Raw genomic sequence first — 22,904 nt, 5'->3', positions numbered from 1 at the left:
TGGCCCGATTCTTCGCGGTTGCGCAGTCCGGAGAAAGTGGCCCGAAAGCCATTCATCGATAAGATCGGGCCATGCCAGCGCCAACCACCGAAACCATCGCCGTCGTCGCCTTCGACGGCATCAGCCCCTTTCACCTGTCCGTGCCGTGCATGGTGTTCGGCGAAGACCGCACCGAGAGCGGCGCACCGCGCTTCCGCCTGCGGGTGTGTGCGCCGGAGCCCGGCCCGCTGAAGACCAACGCGGGCTTCACGCTCGGGGTGCCGCACGGGCTGGAGGCCATCCGCCGCGCGCAGATCGTGGTGGTGCCTTCATGGCGCGACGACGGCAGCGCGGCGCCGCCCGCGTTGATCCGCGCGCTGCAGGCTGCGCACCGGCGCGGCGCCACCGTGGTCGGCCTGTGCCTGGGGGCCTTCGTGCTGGCCGAGGCGGGCTTGCTCGACGGCCGGCCCGCCACCACGCACTGGAAGCTGGCTGCGGCCTTCGCGAAGCAGTACCCGCAGGTGCGGCTGCAGCCCGAGGTGCTGTACGTGGACGATGGCAGCGTGCTCACCTCCGCCGGTACGGCCGCGGGCATCGACTGCTGCCTGCACCTGCTGCGCGTGCGCTACGGCGCCGAGACGGCCAACCGCGCCGCGCGGCGCATGGTGGTCGCGCCGCACCGGCAGGGCGGGCAGGCGCAGTACATCGAGCAGCCCGTGCCCGCCGCGGCCGAGCGCGATCGCCTTGCGCCACTGCTGGAGTGGCTGGGCAAGCACCTCGATACGTCGCATGAGCTGGACGACCTCGCGCGGCGCGCGCTCATGAGCCGACGCAATTTCACGCGGCGCTTTCGCGAATCCACCGGCACGACCGTGGGCCGGTGGGTGCAGAACCAGCGCCTCGCGCTGGCGCAGCGGCTGCTGGAGACCACGGACCATCCGGTCGAGCGCGTGGCGACCGGCGCCGGCTTTGGTTCGGCGGTGTCGCTGCGCAAGCATTTCACCACCGCGTTCAAGGTGTCGCCGACGGCGTATCGCCGGCAGTTCTCGCGGGCCGAGACGACGGCCTGAGCCCTCGCTGCTTGCTGCTCAGCGCTTTAGTGGGCCGCCGGCGGCAGGGCCGCGCGCGCGGCCAGCCGCAGGTAGCGCGCCTGCGTGCCTTCGGCCAGCGCGCCGCGCTGCTCCAGCAGCAGCACGCAGCGCAGCGCCAGGTCGAAGGAGCGGAAGCACCAGTGCGCCAGCATGGCCAGGTGCTTGAGCTGTGCGTCGCTCATGGCGTCGGGCCGCGTGATGTCGCGCACGTAGACCAGGTCGGCTTCGAGCAGTTGGCGCAGCGGCTGGCACGGATCACCGTTGACCACGCACGGCGCCACCGGCCAGTGCTTGAGTTCGGCCAGGCAATGCGGCAGGAAGCCCTGGCGGCGCAGCTCGAGGTCAATGTCGCCGATCGATGCCTGCCCCTGGTAGATCGGCACGAACGACACCTCGGTCTGCACCGCGACGGCCTGCGCCAGCCGGACCGCGCCTGCGCGCAGCACCGCCAGCTCGCTGCCTTGCGCGTCGATCTTCAGGAAGTCGAGGTGCTCGACTTCTTCCATGTCGTCAAGCCGGCGCGTCTGCACCGCAACGCGCGCCACCACCTGGGCCATCGGCCGCAGCAGGTCGAACAGCGCGAGCGCGGCCGGGTCGGGTTCGAGCAGGCTGGTCATGCCGGGAGCGGCGCACACGTGGAGCGTGTGTGTCCGGCCGTCGCCCACGGCCCACGGGAAGTAGCGCTCCATCGTGCCCCGCCGCCGCCGCAATGCGCGCAGCGCGTCGGGCTGCGGCTCGAAGCCGGTCACGCGGCACTGGCCGGCCGCCAGCATCGCGCGGTAGGGCGGCTCGCCGTCGATCGGGTTCGCGCCGACGTCGACCACCTGGGTGGGGCGATCGAGCGCAAGCAGCCTGGCCAGTGCTTCGTCGTTCATGCCGGTGGACCGCCGCGCGCCGCCTCGGGCTTGAAGCCGATGTCGGCGTCGAGCCAGAACAGCGTCACGACGAAGGGACGGATGTCTTTCAGGGCGGCGAGTTCGAGCATCGGCAGGTTTCCTTGAAGGAGGTCAGTTCGCGTGCACGTGCCGCCGCGTGGTCAGCAGCGCGCGCAGCTTGGCCGGCGCAACCGGCTTGGTCAGCAGCATCACGCCGCCCTGGCGCAGCCGCTGCAGCACATCGGGCCCGGTGGCGCCCGACACCAGCACCGCGAGCGCATCGGGCTGCAGGCGCTTGGCGGCGTCGATCACGTCCACGCCGTCGCCATCGCCGGCCAGCTGCAGGTCGCACAGCACGGCGTCGTAGCGGATGTCGCCGGTACCCAGCCGCGCGATGGCCTCGGCGCCGGTGTTCACGCATTCGACCTCGCAGCCCCATTGCGCCAGCAGGGCGCGGCTGCCGTCGAGGATGGCGGGGTCGTCGTCCACCACCAGGCAGCGCAGGCCGGCCAGGGGCGCGGGGGCCTGCTGTGGCGCGTCGGGCGGCGTCACGTCGGCCAGCCGTGCCGCGGGCAGCGTGAAGGCGAAGGTGCTGCCCGCCTGCAGCGCGGAGCGCACGGTGATGCGCGTGCCCAGCAGCGCAGCGATGCGCGCGCAGATGGCCAGCCCCAGCCCGAAGCCGCGGCGCCGGTCGCGCTCGGTGTTGGCCACCTGGTAGAACTCCTCGAAGATGCGGCCCTGGTGGATCGGCGCGATGCCCACGCCGTTGTCGCGCACCTCGATGCGCACGCCGGCCGTGCTGCGCCGCGCGGCCACCAGCACCGTGCCGCCCTCGGGCGCATGGCGCAGCGCGTTGGCCACGAGGTTGCCGACGATGCGCTGCAGCATCGCCGCATCGGTGCGCACGGCCAGGCCGCGGCCGCTCCAGCGCAGACGTACGCGCGCCTGCGCGGCGATGGCGGCATGCTGCGCATCGAGCTGGTCGAACAGCGCGGACAGCGCCACGTTGGTGATCGCCGGGGTCAGCACCTGCGCATCGAGCCGCGAGATCTCGAGCAGGTCGTCGAGCAGCACGCCCATGAACTCCGTGCTCTCCTGCAGCCGCAGCACGGCCGGGCGCTGCGCGGGCGAGGCGCCGGGCAGCAGGCCGTCGATGAACAGGCCCATGGCATGCAGCGGCTGGCGCAGGTCGTGGCTCGCGGCCGCGAGGAAGCGCGCGCGCGACAGCGCAGCCTGCTCGGCTTCGGCCATGCGCTGCAGCGCGACGGCGGTGGCCTCGCGCACGCGCTCCTCGCTGAGCTGGCGGTTGCTCTGCAGGCGCTCGGCGAGGCGATCGATGTCGTGCGCGAGCACCGCGAGTTCGTGCGTGTCGCGCGTGCTGTCCTCGACCACGTCGCAGCGCGCCTCGAAGTGCCCCGACTCCAGCGCGGCGACCGTGCGCGACACGCGCCGCAGTGGCCGCGTCACCGTGCGCGCCATGTGCCGCACCGAGGCCCACGCCGCCACCAGCGCGACGAGCGCGATGCCGATGCCCGCGAACAGCGAGCGGCTGCGCTCGCGCGTGTAGGCGGTGGTGTCGCGGAAGGTCTGCACCAGGCCGATGGGCGTGTCGCCCGCCGCGGTGGAGCCGGCGGGCGCGAAGGCGCTGGCGCGCGAGGCTTCGCGCAGCGTGACCGGCGCGGTGAACATGCGCAGCTGCGCCAGCGGCGGCGTCTTGGGGCCGGCCGTGACGTAGACGCCCGCGCTGTTGCTGATTTCCACGCGCGTCACCTGGCCGCCGCGCAGCGCGGCATTGGCCACGTTCTGCAGCGCCGGCAGGTCGCCGGCATAGAGGCTCAGGTCGGACATGGCCGCCACCTGCCGCGCCACGGCCTGGCCTTCGGCATCGAAGGCATCTTCGAGGGTGTGCAGCCGGTTGTGCGTGAACCAGCCGGTGAGCGCCAGCGCCACCGCCGCGCACGGCACCACGCCAAGGCGGAACAGGTCGTGCTGCAGGTTGCCGCGCACGGTCAGCGTGTGGGGAGACTGGAGCGGCGGCGGTGTTGGGGACGACACCGGCGTCCCCCGGGGTGCTACCGGACCGTGGGAAGGCGGTGCGGTGCTCATCGGGGGGGCGCGAGGCGGTCGGCCAGTTCCCGTTCCTCCGGCAGTCGCAGGCCGAGTCCGCGCGCCACGGTGGCGTTGACGCGCACAGTGGCGGGCGTTGCGGCTTCCACCAGTGGCACGTTGTTGCTGCTGCCGCCCGCACCGGCACCCACGCTCGCACCCGCCACCTTCTGGCCGAGCAGCCGCGCCTGCTGTGCGAGCTGCGACGGCGTCGAGACCGCCGCCGCCAGGCCACCCGAGCGCACCAGCCCTTCGCTGGCGCCGAACACCGGCAGGCCCGCGCCCGCCCCGGCACGAAGCACCGAGAGCGTGGCCGCCTGGTTGTCGCCGATCAGGTCGGGCAGCACCATCAGCGCGTCGCTCTGCGGCACCACGAGGCGCAGTGCGGCGGCGAGCGACCTGGCGTCGGGTGCGTACTCCACGCGCAGCTCCCAGGCCGGGTTCGCGCCCTGTGCCGCGCGCTGCAGCTCGCGCACCAGCGGCTCCGATTCGGGCGTGGCGACCACGCCCACGCGGTGCTTCTGCGGCAGCACCGCGTTGATCAGCGCGAGCTGATCGGCCATGGCCGGGTCGCGCAGCAGCACGCCCACGCGCCGGTCGCCGCGCCGCAGGGCGGGGCTGGCGGCCTTCAGGGTTTCGTACTCGAGCCGGCTCAGCATCGCCAGCACCAGCGGCTCGTGGCCCGGCCGCTCGACGGCGGCGCGCGCGGCGGCGGGGCCGACAGCCATGGTGAGCGGAGCATCGGAGGCGGTGCGCAGGCTGCGCGTGCGCACGCCGGAGTTCGCCGTGCGCTCGGCGTCCGCAGCTTCCGTCGACGCTTGCGGATCGGCGCCGCCCGGCGCGAGTCGCACCAGCTCGAACCTGCCGCCCGGCTCCTGGTCCGCGCGCAGCCGCTGCACGAATTCGGAAGACGCCGCGACGTCGTCGCCCATCAGCACCGTGAGGCTCGCCGCCGTGGCGCTGCTGCCGGCGCCCCAGGCCAAGCCCGCGGCCAGCGCGGCACCGGCCGCGCGGCGCAACCTTCCGTAGAGGGGCGAGAAGAAGGACTTCACGGCAACAAACATGGACTGCTTTCGCAGCGAAGGAGCGATGGTCCAATGTAAGGACGCCCCCCGCTTCGCGCGATAAGGCAGAGGGCTTATGTCAGCGCTGGCAGGCGCCTGCCAGTGTGACGAAACTCACACCATTGCAGCCGCTCGGCCTATGTCCGACGGACTACCTATGCACCTACCATTTGCGCGGCGGCCGCGCGCTGCGCTTGAATGGCCTGGCGCAGCACGCGCGGCGACACCGGCTTGTAGAGCACCGCGATGCCTGCACTCGCCACTTCGCGCAACCGGTCGGGCTTGGTCTCGCCGGTAACGAGCAGGCGCGCGGTACCGGCGCCGATGCCGCGCGGATGGCGCTCGAGTGCGCCGATCACGTCGAGCCCGTTGTCGCCGCCCTGCAGCAGCAGGTCGCTGATCACCATGTCGGGCGGCTGCGCCCAGGTATCGGCGAGTGCCAGCGCCTCGGCGCGGGTCTGCGCGGGCAGCACCTCGGCGCCCCAGTTGGAGAGCACCACCGTCAGGCCTTCGAGGATGGTGCGCTCGTCGTCGATCACGAGGATGCGCACGTTGGCCAGGCTCTCTTCCTCCTCGATGGCGGCAGCGGCGGGCGACACCGCCGGTGCCGGCAGCGCGGGCGGCGCCGAACGCACCAGCACCCGCACGCAGGTGCCCTTGTGCAGCTTCGAGCTCAGTTCGACGCGGGTGTTGAGCAGCTCGGCCAGCCGCTGCACCGTGGCCAGGCCCAGCCCCATGCCGCGCGCGCCGCGCGCCGCCTGGCGGCCGGTGGGCTCCACCTGGTAGAACTCCTCGAACACACGGGCCTGGTGATGCGTGGCAATGCCCACGCCGGTGTCGACCACGTCGATGCGCACGCCACGGCCGCGCCGACGCGCGCCGATCAGCACGCCGCCCTCGATGGTGTGGCGCAGCGAGTTCGACACCAGGTTGTTCAGGATGCGCGAGAGCATCACGTAGTCGCAGCGCACCCACAGGTCGGTCTTGCGCGCCACCAGCCGCAGGCCCTGCTGCTCGGCCACCGGACGGAAGTTGCGGCTGATCTCCTCGAACAGCCGGTCGAGCGGGAAGTCGATCCACTGCGGCTGCAGCACGCCCGCGTCGAGCTGCGACAGGTTCAGCAGCTCGGAGAACAGCCGGTCCAGCGAATCGACGCACTCGCGGATGTGGCCGATGCGCTGCAGCTTCACCGGGTCGGTCTCGCCGTTGGCCAGGCCGTCGGAAAACAGCGTGAGCGCGTGCAGCGGCTGGCGCAGGTCGTGGCTGGCGGCGGCCAGCAGGCGGGTCTTGGCCTGGCTCGCCACCTCGAGCTGCTGGTTCTTGCGCGCCAGCTCGGCCGTGGCCTCGTTGATGCGGCTTTGCAGCAGCCGGTGGCTTTCGGCGAGCGCGCGCGCGGCCTGGTTGAAGCCCTGCTGCAGGTGGCGCACCTCGGACGTGCCCTCGACGGCCACGCTCGCGTCCTCGCCCGCGCCGAGGCGATCGACTGCCTCGCCGAGCGCACGGATCGGCTCGCTGATGCGGCGCGCCGCCCACCAGCCCGCCAGGGCCACGCCGGCGAGGCTGATCGCCAGCACCAGCCCCACGTTGAACCAGACCGAGCGCCGCGCGCTCTGCACCGCGGCCAGGCTCATCTCGACCATCACCTGGCCGGTGTGCCGGCCGTCGTCGCCCACGATGGGCACCACCACCTGCAGGCCGTCGCCGCGGACGCGGTCGACGGTTTCGGAATTGGCCACGATCTCGCCGTCCTCCGTCCAGATCTGCACCTGCTGCACGTTGGGCTGGTAGGTGCCCGACTGGGCGGTGCGCGCCAGCGCGCGGCGGTCCATGCGCGCCAGTGGCGCCTGCGCCACCGTGGCCACCTGCAGGGCCACCGTCTGCGCATTGGCGCGCATCAGTTCGGTGAGATTGCCCAGGTGCTGCCGCGTCAGCACGGTGATTGCCGCGAGCGTGGCCAGCGTTGCCGGCACCAGCGCCAGCAGGATCAGCTGCTGGGCGAAGGTCAGGCGGGCCAGGCCGCGCAGGACGCGGAAGTTCCAGTTCATAAGGGCATTGCAAGCATGGGCGCCGAGCTTAGAGGGGCAACCCGGAACTGGGAAGGCAGGAAAAACATCACGAAACTTGCATGTATTTGATATTTAATGGCGTCCGCGCTGCCCATGTTAGACCCGCCGCTGCGCAACGGCCCTTTGTCCCAGGCCCACAAATGCAGGCTTCCATGCGCCGATTTGCCGATTTGCCAGGCGCCCTCCGTGCGGCGGCGCTGGCATTGTTCGTGGGGCTGCCGCTGTGGGCCTCGGCCCAGGCCGGCGCGCTGGACGGGCCGGTTCGCTTCGGCATCCTGCCGCTCGGAGGCGCCTTCGAGTCGCGCAACGACTGGGACCCGCTGCTGGCCGAGCTGAGCCGCGCCATCGACCGCCCGGTGAGCGTGCTGTCGGTCAACTCGTACGAGGCGCTGGAGCAGGCCATCCAGCGCGACGAGGTCGACATGGCCTTCCTGTCGGGAAAGATGGCGCTCGACGCCGTGACCCAGCGCCGCATGAAGGTGGTGGCGCAGGTGGTGCGGCACGACGGCCTGCCCGGCTACCGGGCGCTGCTGCTGGCGCGCAAGGCGCCGCCCTTCAATTCGCTGAAGAACATGCTGGAGCAGCCGGAGCGCTGGCGGCTGGCGCGTGGAGAGAAGCAGTCGGTGTCGGGCTTCATCGTGCCGCAGCTGCAGCTCTTCCTGCCGAACCACATCGCGATGGAGACGCGCTTTCTCAGCGAGACCGTGGGCACCCACCAGACCAATGCGCTGGCCGTGGCCAACAGCGAGGCCGACGTGGCCACCAACAACTCGGCCGACTTCGAGCGCTTCAAGCTGCGCTTTCCGGCCGAGACGGAGCGCCTGCAGGTGCTGTGGGAGTCGGAGCTGATCCCGCATGCCCAGATCGTGGTGCGCCGCGAATACCCGCCCGAACTGCGCAAGCGCGTGCAGGCCTTCCTGGTCGGCTACGGCCGCGCCAAGGGGCCGCGCGGCGACGCCGAGCGCGCGGTGCTCAAGTCGCTGCACGACCTGGCCGGCTTCGTGGCCGCCGACAACAGCTCGCTGCAGCCCGCGGCCAAGCTGGCCTACCAGCTCGCCAGGCAGAACGCCATGACCGCGCAATGGGTGAACGACGCCGCGCGCCAGGCCCGCCTGCAGCGCATCGAGAGCGGCTATGCGGACCAGGTCACCGTGCTCAGGGACACGACACCGTGATGAAGCCCTTGCGCGCGTTGGTCCCGCCATGGTGGCTGCTGGCTTTTCTGGCCGCCGTGCTTGCCGGGCCCTTGATGGCCATGGCGCAGGGTGCGGGCGCCGCCGCATCGACCGAGAAGACCGACAAGGCCACCCCCGTGCCGCCGGCCGTCAGGATGATCCGCTTCGGCGTGCTGCCGCTGGGCGGCGCTGTCGAATCGCGCGCGCTGTGGACGCCGCTCATGGCCGACATGAGCCGCAGCCTCGGCATTCCGGTGAGCGCCTATTCGGTGCCGACGTACGAGGAGCTGGACCGTGCCATCGGCCGCGACGAGATCGACATGGCCTTCCTCTCGGCCAAGATGGCGCTCGACGCCGTGATGCAGCGGCGCATGAAGGTGGTGGCGCAGATCGCGCGGCACCCCAGCGTGCCCGAGCACCGCGCCGTGCTGCTGGTGCGCAAGGACGGGCCGCTCAACACGCTCGAAGGCGTGCTCGCGCAGCCCGAGAAATGGCGGCTCGCGCGCGGCGACAGCCGTTCGGTCACCGGCTTCATCGTGCCGCAGAGCCAGCTCTTCCTGCCGCACAACATCGAGATGGAGACGCGCTTTCGCAGCGAGTTCGTCGGCACCCATCAGGCCACCGCGCTGGCGGTGGCGAACGGCGATGCCGACGTGGCCACCAACAACACCACCGACTTCGAGCGCTTTCGCCAGCAGTTCCCGGTGGAAGCCGAGCGGCTGCAGGTGGTTTGGCAATCGGAGCAGCCGCCCGGCGCGCCGATGGTGGTGCGGCGCGACTACCCGCCGGAGTTCCAGGCGCGGCTGCAGAGCTTCCTGACCGGCTATGGCAAGGCCAAGGGCGCGCGCGGCGACGCCGAGCGAGAAGTGCTGAAGACCCTGCGCGCGGCCTACGGCTATGCCGCGGCCGATGACAGCGCGCTGCTGCCGCAGGCACGGCTCGAATACCAGCTGGGCAGGCAGCGCGCCATGTCGGCCTCGTGGGTCAACGAGGCAGCACGCGAACAGCGGCTGCAGCGCATCGAGAAGACCTACGCGGAGCAGGTCGAGACCTTGCGCGCGGCCGCACGCTGACCGAACGCTGGAAGCAGCGCATCTACTCCCTTCGCCGTAGCTCCAAAACCCCGCATCTAGGCCGTTAGGCGGATTTGCCCGCCGCCGCCCGCGCCGGAAACTTCGTGTTTCTTTCAGGCACCCTTGCCGTTGACGGAGTGCGGATGAGTTGGCGAACAAAAGTGGTCTGGAGCGAGGGGATGCTGTTGCAGCCTCAGCACCTGCAGCAGAGCGAGCGTCATGCCGATCATGCGCGGCATGTGCTGCTGCGTTCGACCACCCCCTACGCCTGGGGCTTTGCCGAGCTGGAGATCGACTCCGCCGCGCTCACGCTGGGCAAGCTGGCATTGGTGCGGGCGGTCGGCGTGTTCGGCGACGGCACGGTGTTCGACATGCCGGCGGTCGATCCGCTGCCGGAGCCCATCGACATTCCTTCTTCCATGCGCGACGAGGCCGTGGTGCTCGCGCTGCCGCTGCGCCGTGCCGGTGCGCGCGAGGCCGACGCCGAGGAATATGAAGAGCTGGTGCGCCACCGCGTGCTCGAGTCCGAAGTGCCCGACTCCAACACCGCCGGCGAACGCACCGCCATGCTGCAGCTGGGCCGGCTCCACACGCGCCTGATGCGCGCCGGCGAAGCCACCGACGCCTGGACCACCATCGGCGTGGCTCGCGTGGTCGAGCGCCGTGCCGACAACCAGGTGCAGCTCGACCGCGCCATGCTGCCGCCGCTGCTCGACGTGGCCGGCCATGCCGTCATCCGCGCCTGGCTCGACGAACTGCTGGGCCTGCTGCGCCAGCGCGGCGAGGCGCTGGCGGGCCGCATGACCCAGGGCGGCACCGGCGGCGTGGCCGAGATCGCGGACTTCATGCTGCTGCAGGCCGTGAACCGCAACGAAGCCGTCTTCGCGCACCTGGCGAAGAGCGCGGTGCTGCACCCGCAGCATTTCTTCGAGCATGCGCTGGGGCTGGCCGGCGACCTCGCGAGCTTTCGCGACTCGCGCCGCGTGGCCCACTTCGGCCCCTACGTCCACGACGATCTCGCGATGAGCTTCCGCCCGGTCATGGACGACCTGCGGCGCAGCCTCTCGATGGTGCTCGAACAGTCGGCCATCCGCATCGACCTGCACGACCGCAAGCACGGCGTGCGCGTGGCGATGGTGACGGACGTGGAACTGCAGCGCAAGGCGACCTTCGTGCTCGCGGTGAACGCGAGCATGCCGAGCGAGGCGCTGCGCGCGCGCTTTCCGACGCAGGTCAAGATCGGCCCGGTCGAGCGCATACGCGATCTCGTCAACCTCGCGCTGCCGGGCGTCACGCTGACGCCGATGCCGGTGGCGCCGCGCCAGATTCCGTTCCATACCGGCGCGAACTACTTCGAGCTCGAGACGCGCAACAGCGACCTGTGGCGCCAGCTCGAGCAGTCGGGCGGCATCGCCATGCACATCGCCGGCGACTTCCCCGGCTTGGACCTCGCGTTCTGGGCGATACGAGCATGACCCCCAGTCTTCGCGCACTTCGTGTCGCTACGCCAACCCCCTTCCAGGGGGCAACGCCTGCGGCCCGGCAAAGCCGGTTCCGCGGCATTCCACGAATTGGCACCGTCAGCGTGGAGCCATCATGAGCACACCTCCCGATCCTTTTGCCGCCTTCGAGTCGGAGCGCACGGTCATCAAGCCCAAGCCGCGCACGCCGGGCGGCACGCCCAGCGCCCCGGCGCCCGCGCCTTTCTTCGGCGGAGCCGATCCGACGCCGGTCGCCGATGTCGGCGAGCTGGGCCTGCTCAATCCGCTGGTGTCGGCGGCCGGCAAGCTGCTGGTGCTGATCGGCAAGCTGCGCAACCTCGCGCAGCCTCCCAATGTGCCGGCCTTGCGCGCATCGACCGCCGACGCGGTGAGCCAGTTCGACGCCAGTGCGAGGCGCGCAGGCGTCGGCAACGAATCGGTGCTCGCCGCGCGCTACGTGCTGTGCACCGCGCTCGACGAGGCCGTCGCCAACACGCCCTGGGGCGTGCAGGCCGGCTGGAACAAGCAGAGCCTGCTGGTGCAGTTCCACAACGAGACCTGGGGCGGCGAGAAGGTGTTCCAGCTGCTGGCCAAGCTCGCGCAGGACGTGCCCACGCACCGCCAGCTGCTGGAGCTGATCTACAGCGTGCTCGCGCTCGGCTTCGAGGGCCGCTACCGCGTGGTCGACAACGGCCGCGCGCAGCTCGACTCGGTGCGCCAACGCCTCGCGGACCTGATCGCGAAAGACCGCCCGGCCGTCGAGCCCGAACTCTCGCCGCACTGGCGCGGGCAGGGCGCGGGCACGGTGCGCTTGCGCGAGTCGCTGCCGCTGTGGGTGTTCGCGGCGGGCTTCGCGCTGCTGCTGGCGCTCGCATGGTTCGGCCTGCGGCTCACGCTCAACCACCGCTCCGACACCACCTACGCCGCGGTGTCCAGCCTGCGCGCGCCCAACATCCAGATCGCGCCACCCGCGCTGCCGGCGAAGGCGCCACGCCTCGCGGGCTTTCTCGAACCCGAGGTGAAGCAGGGCCTGGTCACGGTGACCGACGAGGCCGACCGCAGCGTGGTGCGGCTGCGCGGCGACTCCTTCTTCGGCTCCGGCAGCGCCGAGCCGATGGCGCAGTCGCTGCCGGTGCTGCGCCGCATCGGACAGGCGCTGGCGGAGGTGAAGGGCGAGGTGCTGATCACCGGCCATTCCGACAACCAGCCGATCCGCTCGCTGCGCTATCCGTCGAACTGGCACCTCTCGGCCGCGCGGGCCGATGCGGTGAAGGGCGCGCTGTCGACGCTGGTCGATCCGGCGCGCATGCGCGCAGACGGCAAGGCCGACGCCGAGCCCGTGGCCGCCAACGACACGCCGGCCAACCGCGCGAAGAACCGCCGCGTCGACATCGTGCTGCTCACGGAACCCGAGCGCGTGGCCGCGAACACGGGAGCCGCGAAATGATCAAGAAAATCTTCGGCTTCCTGTTCAGCCCGCTGCTGCTGACGCTGCTCGCGCTGCTCATCGTCGCGCTGCTGATCTGGTGGATCGGGCCACTGGTGAAGATCGGCGCGCTCGCGCCGCTCGAAAGCGAAATGGTGCGCGCCATCGTCATCGGCGTGATCGTGCTGGTCGTGGTGTTGCGCGCGCTGTACCGCCGCTGGCGCGCGCGCCGTGCGAGCCAGCATTTGACCGACGGCCTCATGAAGGCCCCGGCCGCCAAGGCCGATGCGCCGGTCAACGGCGAGCAGAAGATCCTCGACACGCGCTTCAGCGAAGCCGTCGCCACGCTCAAGCAGATGCGCCTGCACGCCGCCGGCAGGAAGCCGGGCTGGCGCGACTGGATGTCGATCTCTGGCGGCAGCTACCTGTACGACCTGCCGTGGTACGTGTTCATCGGCGCGCCCGGCGCGGGCAAGACCACTGCGCTGGTGAACTCGGGCCTGAGCTTTCCGCTCGCCGAGAAATTCGGCCCCGGCGCGATCCGCGGCGTGGGCGGCACGCGCAACTGCGACTGGTGGTTCACCGACGAGGCCGTGCTCATCGACACGGCCGGACGCTACACCACGCAGGACAGCCACCAGTCGGAAGACAAGAGCGCGTGGGAAGGTTTCCTGGGCCTGCTCAAGAAGGCGCGCCCGCGCCGGCCGCTGAACGGCGTGTTCCTCACCGTCAGCGTGGCCGACCTGCTGAGCCAGGGGCCGGAGGCGCGCACGCAGCTCGCGGCCTCGATCCGTGCACGCCTGCTCGAACTCGACGGCAAGCTCACCACGCGCCTCCCCGTGTACGTGCTCGTCACCAAGAGCGACCTGCTCTACGGCTTCACCGACTACTTCGACGACCTGGGCAAGGAGCAGCGTGCGCAGGTCTTCGGCTTCACGCTGCCGGCCGACGAGAACCTGCAGGTCGAGGAGAAGGGGCTTTCCACGGCCTTCCACCGCGAGTTCGCGCTGCTGCACAACCGCGTGAACGACGGCCTCATCGCGCGCATGCAGCGCGAGACCGACGGTACGCGCCGCGCGGCGATCTTCGGTTTTCCGGCGCAGTTCGGCTCCATCGGCTCGCTGCTGTCCGACCTGCTCGAACAGGTGTTCGCCGGCTCGCGCTTCGCGCAGCCGCCGTGGGTGCGCGGCGTGTACTTCACCAGCGGCACGCAGGAGGGCAGCCCGATCGACCGCGTGATGGGCAGCCTTGCGCGCAGCTTCGGCATCGAGCGCGCGATGCTTGCGCCGCAGAAGTCCAGCGGTCGCAGCTACTTCCTCACCTCGCTGCTGCGCGAAGTGGTGTTCCCCGAGCAGCGCCTCGCGGGCGCCGACGTGAAGCTGGAGCGCCGCCGCCACACGTTGCGCGTGATCGGCGTGACCGCGATGACGCTCGTCACCGTTGGCCTGCTCGCCGCCTGGGGCTACAGCACGCTGCAGAACATGAACTACCTGAAGTCGGTCGAGGCCCGTGTCGAGCCGGCCCGCCAGAACCTTGCGGCGCTGCCCGCGCGCGTGCAGAACCTGGTCGAGGTCGCCCCCGTGCTGCAGGGCCTGCGCGACATCTGGAAGACGCCCGACAACCGCCAGGGCGACGAGCCGCTGTCGATGACGCTGGGCCTGTACCAGGGCGACAAGCTCGACGCCGCCGCGATGCTCACGCACCAGCGCGCGCTCAACGACGCCTTCCTGCCGCAGATCGCCAAGCGCATCGAGGACCAGCTGCGCACCGCGCAGAAGGACAACCTCGAGTTCACGTACGAGGCGCTCAAGAGTTATTTGATGCTCTACCAGCCCGAGCACTTCGACGCCGAGGCGCTCAAGGCCTGGATCACGCTCGACTGGTCGCGCAACCTCGACCGCGGCATTCCCGAAGACCAGCGCAGGCAGCTCGAAGACCAGCTCGACGTGCTCATCGCCCAGGGCCCGCCGCGCTCGCCGCTCAAGATGGACGAGAACCTGGTGCGCAGCGTGCGCGCCGTGCTCGCGAGCTACCCGCTGGAGCAGCGCGTGTTCAGCCGCCTGAAGCGCCAGCGCGCCAGCAAGGACATTCCGGCCTTCAGCGTGGCCAACGCCACCGGCCCCTCGGGCCCGCTGGTGTTCGAGCGCATCAGCGGCAAGCCGCTGTCCGATGGCGTGCCGGGCATGTTCACCTACGACGGCTATCACAAGCGCTTCCAGAACGAAGTGACCGTGCTCACCGGCCTGCTCGCCAACGAAGACCCGTGGGTGTTGGGGCAAGACCGCAACGCCGCCGACCGGCTGCGCGACGTGGCCGCGCTCGGCGCGCTGACCGACCGCGTGCGCCGCCTCTACCTGGAGGAATACGTCAAGCAGTGGGAGGCGCTGCTCGCCGACGTGCGCCTGATCCGCGTGAGCGGGCTGGAGAAGAACATTGAGACCGCGCGCATCCTCTCGGGCGTCGATTCGCCGCTCGCGAACTTCCTGCGCGCCGTGGTCAAGCAGACCACGCTGATCCCCGCGGCCGACGCCAGCAAGGACGTGGTCAGCAAGGCCACCGAGACGGTGCGCAACACCCGCAAGGGCCTGGAGGACCTGTTCGGCAGCGACCCTGGCCGCCAGGTGGCGCCGGGCAAGCGCATCGAGAGCATCGTGGACGACCGCTTCGAGTCGCTGCGCCGCCTCGTCACCGCGGGCGGCCCCAACCAGCCCGCGCCCATCGACGACGCGCTCAAGCTCTTCAACGAGGTGTACGTGTACCTCAATGCGGTCGACACGGCGGTGAAGGGCCGCACGTCGCCGCCGCCCGGCGACGTGGCCGGCAAGCTCAAGTCCGATGCGGGCCGGCTGCCCGAGCCGGTGCGCTCGATGGTCGAGAACCTGAGCCAGGCCGGCGCCGCACAGGCCCAGGTGGCCGAGCGCGGCAACCTGAGCCAGGACCTGCGCCCGGTGGCCGAGTTCTGCGCGCGCGCCATCGCCGGCCGCTATCCCTTCGTGCAGGGCAGCAAGCGCGACGTGCTGCCCGAGGACTTCGGCCAGATGTTCGGCCCCGGCGGGTTGATGGACGACTTCTTCCAGAAGCGCCTGGCCGCCATCGTCGACACCAGCACGCGCCCGTGGCGCTACAAGCCGGTGGCCGAGCGCGGCGCCATCACCACCCAGGCGATCGCCCAGTTCGAGCGCGCCGCGCGCATCAAGGAAATCTTCTTCCGCGGCGGCGGCCGGGGCCCGTCGATGCGGCTGGATTTCAAGCCGGTGGAGATGGACGCGGGCATCACCCAGTTCATCCTTGACGTCGATGGCCAGCTCGTGAAATACGCGCACGGCCCTGTCGTGCCCATGGCCGTGCAGTGGCCCGGCCCGAAGGGCAGCAACCAGGTGCGCATCCAGGTCAGCCCGCCCTCGACCACCGGAAGTTCCGGCGCAGCGGTGGACGGGCCATGGGCCCTTTTCCGCGCGCTCGACGATGGCCAGCTCGAGGCGGGCGACGCGCCGGAGAAATTCTTCATCACCTTCCAGATCGGCGCGCGCAAGACGCGATTCGAGGTGACCACCAACAGCGTGCAGCATCCGATCCGCTTGCGCGAGCTGCGTGAGTTTTCTTGTCCGGAGGGGTTGTGAGCGAGGCTTCCTCTTCACCTTCTTCTCTCTTTGCATCGACCGCATTGCCGGGGTGGTTCGGCAAGCTGCCCGGCATGGGGGACTTTGCGCATCGCCGGCTGCCTGAGTCGTTCCGTGTGGTGTGGGACCAGTGGCTGCAGCGCGGCATGTCGCGGCTGCGGGATCGGCATGCGGACTGGACCGAGCGGTATCTGGAGGCGCCTATCTGGTGCTTTGCGCTGGGGCGGCAGGTGGCGGGGGAGCAGGCGTGGATCGGGGTGTTGATGCCTTCGGTGGATGGGGTGGGGCGGTACTTTCCGTTTGCGCTGGCCATCGAGCTCGATGCTTCAGCGCCCGGGTGTTTGCAGGGGGCGGCGCTGGCTGCTGCGTTGCGGTGGTGGGCTCATGCGACGCAGGCTGCGTTGGAAGGGCTTGATGGGGATCTGGATGCTTTGCGGTTTGATGCTGTGTTGCATCGGCTGTTTGTCGAAGGCGTTTCTTCTGATCTGCCTGAGGGGTCGGTTGAATCGCTGGACTTGCCTCCGGCGGGGGCTTCGCTCTGGTTGAGTGATCCTGCTGCGGAGCATGGGGTTCGGATGTTGAGTACCGGGTTGCCTCGGGACGAGCAGTTCGAGGCGTTGTTCCTCGGCTTTGCGGAGGAGGGGTGAGATGAGTGCCTCTCTTCGTCTTGTTTCCCGGGGCCGGGTCTCGCCCCGGCAGGCGACTTACTTTCTTTGCTTCGCCAAAGAAAGTAAGCAAAGAAAGGCGACCCCACTGTCTGCGTCCCTTCGCTTCGCTACGGGCAACCTGCGGTGCTCGCGTTTCGCGGGGTCCGCAGAACTCGCTTCGCTCAAACAGCTGCGGCCCTTATCCGCGAAACGCTCCGCTCCTCGGCGCAGCCAGAGGGGAGGAGAACCCTCCCGGGCCATTGCTTCGCTCGGCCCCCATGCGGCTGCAGGCGCTGCGCGCCTGCAGCCGCCCCCCGCCGAGCGCAGCGATGGCGCGTTCGGTTTCCAAATCCCTTCTGGCTGCGCCGAGGAGCGCAGCGGTTCGCGGATCAGGGCCCGCCCTTGTTTGAGCGAAGCGAGTTTGGGCGGGACCCCGCGAACCGCGAGCACCGCAGGTTGCCCGAAGCGAAGCGTAGGGACGCAGACAGCAGGGTCGCCTTTCTTTTGCCTACGTTTCTTTGGCGAAGCAAAGAAAAGTAGGTCGCCCGCCGGGGCGAGACCCGGCCTCGGGAAGCAAACCAAAAGCACAGTTCAAACAGGAGCCAGTCGATGACCGACTCCAACGACGACCGCACCCAGGTCCTGCCCAAAGCCGCGCAGCCGCCGACGACCGGCGACATGACCGCCACCGTCATCACCGCCGGCGCGACCCCCGTCACCAGCCCTGCCATGGGCAGCACCGAAGCCGGCCTCCTCCCCGTAGGCAGCCGCCTCGCGGAATTCGAAGTCACCAGAGTCATAGGCCAGGGCGGCTTCGGCGTCGTCTACGAGGCCTGGGACCACACCCTCGAACGCGTGGTGGCCATCAAGGAATACCTGCCAACGTCGCTATCGACAAGACAGCAGGACGGCACAGTGGTCCCCCTGTCGGAACGACACCGCGAAACCTTCGACCTCGGCATGCGCAGCTTCATCAACGAAGCGCGATTGCTGGCCCAGTTCGACCATCCGTCGCTGCTCAAGGTCTACCGCTTCTGGCAGGAGAAGGGCACCACCTACATGGTCATGCCCTTCTACCGGGGCGACACGCTGAGAGAGGCCCTGGTGGCCATCCCCGCCGGTGTCGACGAGGCATGGCTGATCCGCATCATGGACGGCGTGACGCAGGCGCTCGCGGTGATGCACAACGCCAACTGCTACCACCGCGACATCGCCCCCGACAACATCATCCTGCTCGAAGGCTCCGGGCGTCCGGTGGTGCTCGACTTCGGCGCTGCGCGCCGCGTGATCACCGACAAGACGCAGGCGATCACCGTCATCCTCAAGCCCGGCTATGCGCCCATCGAGCAGTACGCCGAGATGCCCGACATGTCGCAGGGCGCGTGGACCGACGTCTACGCACTCGCAGCCGTGATGCACGTGGCCGTATGCGGCCGCGCGCCGCCGCCGTCGGTGGCGCGGCTGCTGTCCGACAGCTACGTGCCGCTCGCGGGCAACGAGATCCTGCGCCAGCGCTACAGCACGCGGCTGCTCGAAGCCATCGATGCGGGCCTGGGCGTGCGGCCCGAGCAGCGGCCGCAGTCGATGGCCGAGCTGCGCGCGGCGCTCGATCTCGAGGTGGGGCACAGCGTCGCGCCGACGCCGCGCACGCAGCCGCCATCGGGAGCGCGGGCCACCACGAATGCCGATGCGGCGACGGTCATCGCCAGCGGCAGCAAGACCGGCAGCGGCAAGGCGCCTGCACCCGCCCCCGCCAGCGGCGGAAAGGGCAGCAGCAAGGCTGTCGCCGCACTCGCATCGGCCGCCGTCCTCGCGGCCGCGGCAGGTGGCGCCTGGTGGTGGTTCCAGGGCCGCGCAGGCGGTGAAGCGGGCAGCGGCGGCGGCAAGCAGACCGTCGCCGCCACGCCGGCCCCGCCGCCCGACACCAAGGTTGCAGAGGCACCACCTCCTGCGCCTCCACCGCCGCCGCCGCCTCCGGCCCCGCGCACCCCTGCCGAATCGCTGCAATCGCTTGCGGCCGGTGCAGCCCCGGGCTTCGACGTGACGGCCACACCGAAGAAGGCCGAGGTCGCCATCGGCAAGGACCGCCTCGCTTTCGAGGTGCGCAGCAAGCGCGAGGGCTTCGTCTACGTTTTCCTTCTGTCCAGCGGCGGCGAGATGTTCCTGCTGTTCCCGAACCTGCTCGACAAGTACAACAAGATCACCGCCGGCGGCTCGCTCTCGCTGCCGCGCGCCTCGTGGCCGATGGACGCGGGCGGCCCGGCCGGCACCGACCAGTTCGCGGTGCTCGTGAGCGAGCGCGAGCGCGATTTCAGCGCCGCCGGCGTGCAGAACGACGGCGTGTTCCCGGTGTTCCCTCTGCCGGTGCTGGCCGCGCTCGAAGCCACGCGCGGCACCGGTCCGACCCCGCTGCTGGGCAAGCCCGTGTGTGCGTCCAACACCCCGTGCAACGACGTCTATGGCGTTGCGAATTTCAAAATCGTCGAGAAGTAATCGTCTGTAGGGCGTTGGCCCCTCGGGCCGCCACCTGCTGGACAAGGAGACTTTCATGACCGCTTCACAACCGCAACAGCAGCCCGAACAGCGCCTCGCCTGCGCGCTCCGATGGGCCGTGGCCGCCGCCATTGCGTCGCTGGCGGGCTGCGCCGCACCACCGCCGGCCGCCACGGGTACCGGCGCGGCCGCGACTGACGCCGCGGGCAGCGCGACCGCCTCGCGCCCGCCACCCGCAGGCAGCAGCGTGGCCGGGCAGGCGCGCACTTTCTCTACGCAGCTCGCCACCTACACCTCGGTCGGTTTCGACTCGGTGCCGGGCTGGGCGCGCGACGATTTCTCCGAAAGCTGGCCCGCCTTCCTCGGCAGCTGCAAGGTGCTGACCGGGCGCGGTGCCGAGTGGAAAGAGGTGTGCGACCGTGCGCTGAAGGTCGACGGCAAGAGCAGCACCGCCATCCGCGGCTTCTTCGAGGGCGAGTTCTCGGCCTACCAGATCCGCGACGACGACCGCAGGCCCGACGGCGTGGTCACCGGCTACTTCGAGCCCGAGATCGCGGGCGCCCGCCAGTACGGCGCACCCTTCATCTACCCCGTCTACGGCCAGCCCGAGGACATGCTGTTCGCCGACGCGCGCAAGCTGCCCCCCGGCAGCGGCACGGTGGCGGCGCGGGTCGAGGGTCGCAACGTGGTGGTGCAGACCGGCCTCAGCACGCGCGACATGGGCGCACCGGGCCTCTATGCGCTCGACCTCTCGGCCATTTCGCGCGACACGCTCGACCGCAAGGTGCGCCTGCGGGTCGAGGGCAAGCAGCTGCTGCCGTACTACACGCGCGAAGAGATCGAGACCAAGGGCGCGCCCAACGCCAAGGTGCTGGCCTTCGTGAGCAGCGCTACCGCGCTGTACGAAATGCAGATCCAGGGCTCGGGCCGCATCAGGATGGCCAACGGCGACATCGTGCGCGTCGCCTACGCCGAGCAGAACGGCCAACCCTTCCGCCCGACGCTGGCGCAGGCCTCCAACGGCAAGCCGCGCAGCCCGGTGAAGGTGCGCGGCTCGTCCATCGAGCTGCAGTTGGACGACGGCGACGAGGACGACACCGGTGCCGTCGACAGCGGCACCATCCGCACGCGCGGCTTCACGCTCGTGCGGCCGGTGGCCAGCGGCCCGGTCGTCGTGCCGGGGCGGCGCGCGGCTGGCGCGGTGAGCGGCTCGGGCATCAAGGACCCGAGCTACGTGTTCTTCAAGGAATCGATCTCGCCGGTGGGCGGGCCGGTGGGCGCCTTCGGCGTGCCGCTGTCGGCGGGACGTTCGATTGCGGTCGATCCGCGCAGCACACCGCTGGGCTACCCGGTGTTCGTGTCGACGCGCACGCCCGGCAGCGGCGCGCCGATGCAGCGCCTGACCATCGCGCAGGACACCGGCGGCGCCATCCGCGGCGCGGTGCGGGCCGACTATTTCTTCGGCAACGGCCAGCAGGCCGCGACCAACGCGCGCCGCATGAAGGAGCGCGGGCAGCTGTGGATTCTTCTGCCGCGCGGCCTCGCCGTGGCGCAGGCCGCGGTGTCGTCGGCTATCCGCACGCGCGGCGGGGCGGTGGGGGCGAACCTGCCGCAGTGCCTTGTGCCCTCGGAAGGCAGCTGCGTCGACGATTAGTCATGTCTGCCCCCCGGCTTTTCACTCGCTGCGCTCGTGTAACTCCACCCCCCGGGGGGGAGGCGCGGCTCGCCTTGGGGCGGCCCGGCGGCGGCCGCTGAACTCATGCAGGAGACGTTGTCGTCCGCGGAGAGCAGCGAACTCGTCCGCCTCTGGCGGCGCAGGCAGACGCTGTCCCCGGGCGAGATGGGCGCCATGTACCGCATCGTCGGCGAGGCGCTGGTGGCCTGCAATCCGCCCGAGCTGCAGGTGCTGGGCGAGGGCCGGCAGGAGCTGGTGGCGCAGTTCATCTACGTGAAGGTGCTGCGGCTCGATGCCGACCCCGACGAGGCCGACGAGCGCGCGGGCCACAGCGCGCCGTCCACCGCCTTCGCGCTGTGCGCCTACTTCCGCCGCTACCTCATCGACTGCACGCGCGCCAGCTCGTTTCGCCGCAAGCTCTCCATCGGCGACCAGATCACCGAGGCGCAGCTCGAGGACGAGATCGGTGCCGGCGAAGACCTCGACGGTTGCCTGGCCGAACACGGCCTGAGCGCGCAGGGCGTGCAGCTTGCCGCGCGCGCCTTCATCGCCGAGCTGCCCGAGCCCGAGCGCCTGCTGCTGTGCGAGGGCTTCGGCAAGGAGGCCGAGGGCGGGCTGTCGGGCATCGCCTCGCGCCATGCCATTGCGTCGTACCACTACCGTGCGGGGCGGCTGGGCCTCGTGCACAAGCGCGAGGGGCTGACCGCGGACTACGCCAGGACCCGGCTCGGCGGCTGGCTCCAGCAGACGCTGGGCATCGCCATCGAGCCCGACAACATGGCCGTGATCCTGCAGGTTTTCAAAATCCTCGGTGCTGAAGCGTCTTATGCCTGAAGACATAGCCATTCAGGAACAGATGCCATGACCCACGACCTCTGGCCCCCGCTCAGCGTGATCCGCCACGCGTTCGAAACGGGCGCGGCCGTGCCCGACGACGCGTCGCCGCCCGGCATGGCCACCGTGGCCATGCCGGGCTCGTCCCCCGGAACGGGCGCCGAACCCGTTGCTGCAGCCGCTGCATCCGACCTGCTGCTGCCCCTCACCGATCTGGCCCGGCGCCGCGAGGCTGTCGCCCAGCGTGCCTTCCCGGCGCGCTGGGCGCCGGGCCGCCTCGTCAGCGTGGTGCACGAGGGGCGGCTGCTCGGCGTGCTGCTCGACCGCCGCATCCACGGCGAACTCTGGCAAGGCTGGATGGCCGCTGGCGAGGCCGACTGGGCATCTGCCTTCGACGTGCTGCTGGAGCCCGAGGACGAGCCCTTCGAGCCGATGTTCGGCGTGATCCAGGCCTGGAACGTGCTCACGCTCGAGCCGAGCCCGCAGCTGTGCGCGCGCGTGCAGGGCGAGGTGTCGGCCACGCGTCTCGCCGCTATCCGCGCGGTGCACGACGAGTGGGCCGCGCACGCCCCGCTGGCCATTGCGCCCGAACCGGGGCGCATCGCGCTGCGCAGCGTGGGCGGGGTGTTCTCGGTGCTGTCGGGCACGCCGCTCGGTCCGCAGGACCCGCGTGCCGACTACCAGGCGCTGTACCGCGACGCGGGCCTGCGGCTTGGGGCGGCGCTGGCGCGGCCGCAGGGCGATGCATCGGCTTCCTCGCCTTCTTCTTCATCTTCGCGTGCGCAGCCGCAGTCCCGGCCGGAAGACGGCTGGTGGGGCAGCATCCGCCGCTGGTTCGGCGCGGAAGGCTGGGCGCGCCCGGCCTTCGCGGTGCTGGCGCTGTTCGTGGTGATCCAGAACATCGGGGTGCTGGGCGGCCGCGATGCGTCCGAGGAAGACGAGGTGCGATTCCGCGCCGTGCCTGCCGCACCTGCGCCGACGCGGGCCGACCTCGTGGTGCGTTGGAAATCCGGCATACGCATGGACGAGGCCGACCGGCTGCTGCAGTCGATCTCGGCCGATGTGGTGGGCGGGCCGGGCGGCGAGGGCGCGTGGCGCCTCCGGGTGCCGGAGCCCGTCGATGCGCTGGCGGTGCTCGCGGCTTCGCCGCTGGTCGAGTCGGCCGGGCCGGCCACGGGGCAGCGGCCATGAGTCGCATCGTGCATTTCTCTTTCTCCCTCCCCCACTGGGGGAGGGCCGGGGTGGGGGCCGGCGGCGTATCCGACGGGCCCTCTGCCCGCCCCCATCCCAGCCTACCCC

At 70.6% G+C, this 22,904-nt stretch carries 15 protein-coding genes; 11 read left to right on the top strand and 4 right to left on the bottom strand.

Features of this window, described 5'->3' with window-relative positions; translation table 11 throughout:
• Positions 1–71: 71 nt before the first annotated feature.
• Positions 72–1,049 (top strand): GlxA family transcriptional regulator, encoded by a 978-nt coding sequence (locus ACCD11_RS20705; protein ID WP_413315282.1) that lies wholly within the window; start codon positions 72–74, stop codon positions 1,047–1,049.
• A 26-nt stretch (positions 1,050–1,075) separates the two neighbouring features.
• Here ACCD11_RS20705 and ACCD11_RS20700 read toward each other — a convergent pair whose 3' ends face one another.
• The 4 genes from ACCD11_RS20700 to ACCD11_RS20685 all read right to left on the bottom strand — a co-directional run bounded on the left by ACCD11_RS20700 (position 1,076) and on the right by ACCD11_RS20685 (position 7,160).
• Positions 1,076–1,945 (bottom strand): FkbM family methyltransferase, encoded by an 870-nt coding sequence (locus ACCD11_RS20700; RefSeq protein WP_413315281.1) that lies wholly within the window; start codon positions 1,943–1,945, stop codon positions 1,076–1,078.
• A gap of 132 nt (positions 1,946–2,077) precedes the next feature.
• The gene (locus ACCD11_RS20695; RefSeq protein WP_413315280.1) at positions 2,078–4,000 is read right to left on the bottom strand and encodes an ATP-binding protein; all 1,923 of its coding nucleotides are present in this window, start codon (positions 3,998–4,000) and stop codon (positions 2,078–2,080) included.
• 47 nt (positions 4,001–4,047) lie between these two features.
• Positions 4,048–5,115: an ABC transporter substrate binding protein gene (locus ACCD11_RS20690; RefSeq protein ID WP_413315279.1), complete on the bottom strand. Its 1,068-nt coding sequence runs from the start codon at positions 5,113–5,115 to the stop codon at positions 4,048–4,050.
• Between the two features lie 155 nt (positions 5,116–5,270).
• A complete protein-coding gene (locus ACCD11_RS20685) occupies positions 5,271–7,160 on the bottom strand; it encodes an ATP-binding protein (RefSeq protein WP_413315278.1) in 1,890 nt (629 codons plus the stop codon).
• Between the two features lie 161 nt (positions 7,161–7,321).
• On the opposite strand from ACCD11_RS20685, the gene phnD (ACCD11_RS20680) reads away from it, so the two are divergent.
• From phnD (ACCD11_RS20680) to ACCD11_RS20635, 10 genes are all read left to right on the top strand, one after another.
• Entirely contained in the window at positions 7,322–8,356 is a 1,035-nt protein-coding gene (gene phnD / locus ACCD11_RS20680; protein WP_413315277.1) for a phosphate/phosphite/phosphonate ABC transporter substrate-binding protein, read from the top strand.
• Positions 8,356–9,429 (top strand): phosphate/phosphite/phosphonate ABC transporter substrate-binding protein, encoded by a 1,074-nt coding sequence (phnD, locus tag ACCD11_RS20675; RefSeq protein ID WP_413315301.1) that lies wholly within the window; start codon positions 8,356–8,358, stop codon positions 9,427–9,429. Before phnD (ACCD11_RS20680) ends, phnD (ACCD11_RS20675) begins: the two co-directional genes overlap by 1 nt.
• 143 nt (positions 9,430–9,572) lie before the next feature.
• Complete coding sequence (gene tssK / locus ACCD11_RS20670) at positions 9,573–10,904, top strand: type VI secretion system baseplate subunit TssK (RefSeq protein WP_413315276.1); 1,332 nt, start codon at positions 9,573–9,575, stop codon at positions 10,902–10,904.
• Between the two features lie 121 nt (positions 10,905–11,025).
• Entirely contained in the window at positions 11,026–12,357 is a 1,332-nt protein-coding gene (locus ACCD11_RS20665) for a DotU family type VI secretion system protein (protein ID WP_413315275.1), read from the top strand.
• The gene (tssM, locus tag ACCD11_RS20660) at positions 12,354–15,956 is read left to right on the top strand and encodes a type VI secretion system membrane subunit TssM (RefSeq protein ID WP_413315274.1); all 3,603 of its coding nucleotides are present in this window, start codon (positions 12,354–12,356) and stop codon (positions 15,954–15,956) included. Before ACCD11_RS20665 ends, tssM begins: the two co-directional genes overlap by 4 nt.
• Complete coding sequence (tagF, locus tag ACCD11_RS20655) at positions 15,953–16,603, top strand: type VI secretion system-associated protein TagF (protein ID WP_413315273.1); 651 nt, start codon at positions 15,953–15,955, stop codon at positions 16,601–16,603. The genes tssM and tagF overlap by 4 nt, the downstream gene beginning before the upstream one ends.
• Positions 16,604–17,212: 609 nt before the next feature.
• Positions 17,213–19,096 carry a protein kinase domain-containing protein gene (locus tag ACCD11_RS20650; RefSeq protein WP_413315272.1) on the top strand — a complete coding sequence of 628 codons (1,884 nt, stop codon included), beginning with the start codon at positions 17,213–17,215 and terminating at the stop codon, positions 19,094–19,096.
• A gap of 55 nt (positions 19,097–19,151) precedes the next feature.
• Positions 19,152–20,750: a murein transglycosylase A gene (locus tag ACCD11_RS20645; RefSeq protein ID WP_413315271.1), complete on the top strand. Its 1,599-nt coding sequence runs from the start codon at positions 19,152–19,154 to the stop codon at positions 20,748–20,750.
• Positions 20,751–20,855: 105 nt separating this feature from the next.
• Complete coding sequence (locus ACCD11_RS20640) at positions 20,856–21,605, top strand: hypothetical protein (protein ID WP_413315270.1); 750 nt, start codon at positions 20,856–20,858, stop codon at positions 21,603–21,605.
• Positions 21,606–21,632: 27 nt separating this feature from the next.
• Positions 21,633–22,796, top strand: a complete 1,164-nt coding sequence (locus ACCD11_RS20635) for a hypothetical protein (protein WP_413315269.1) — start codon at positions 21,633–21,635, stop codon at positions 22,794–22,796.
• Positions 22,797–22,904: the final 108 nt, after the last annotated feature.

The organism is Variovorax sp. Varisp36, from assembly GCF_047304235.1.
Taxonomy (GTDB): domain Bacteria; phylum Pseudomonadota; class Gammaproteobacteria; order Burkholderiales; family Burkholderiaceae_C; genus Variovorax.
The sequence above is the reverse complement of the archived record's forward strand: the minus strand, read 5'-3'. Positions and strand labels throughout refer to the sequence as shown.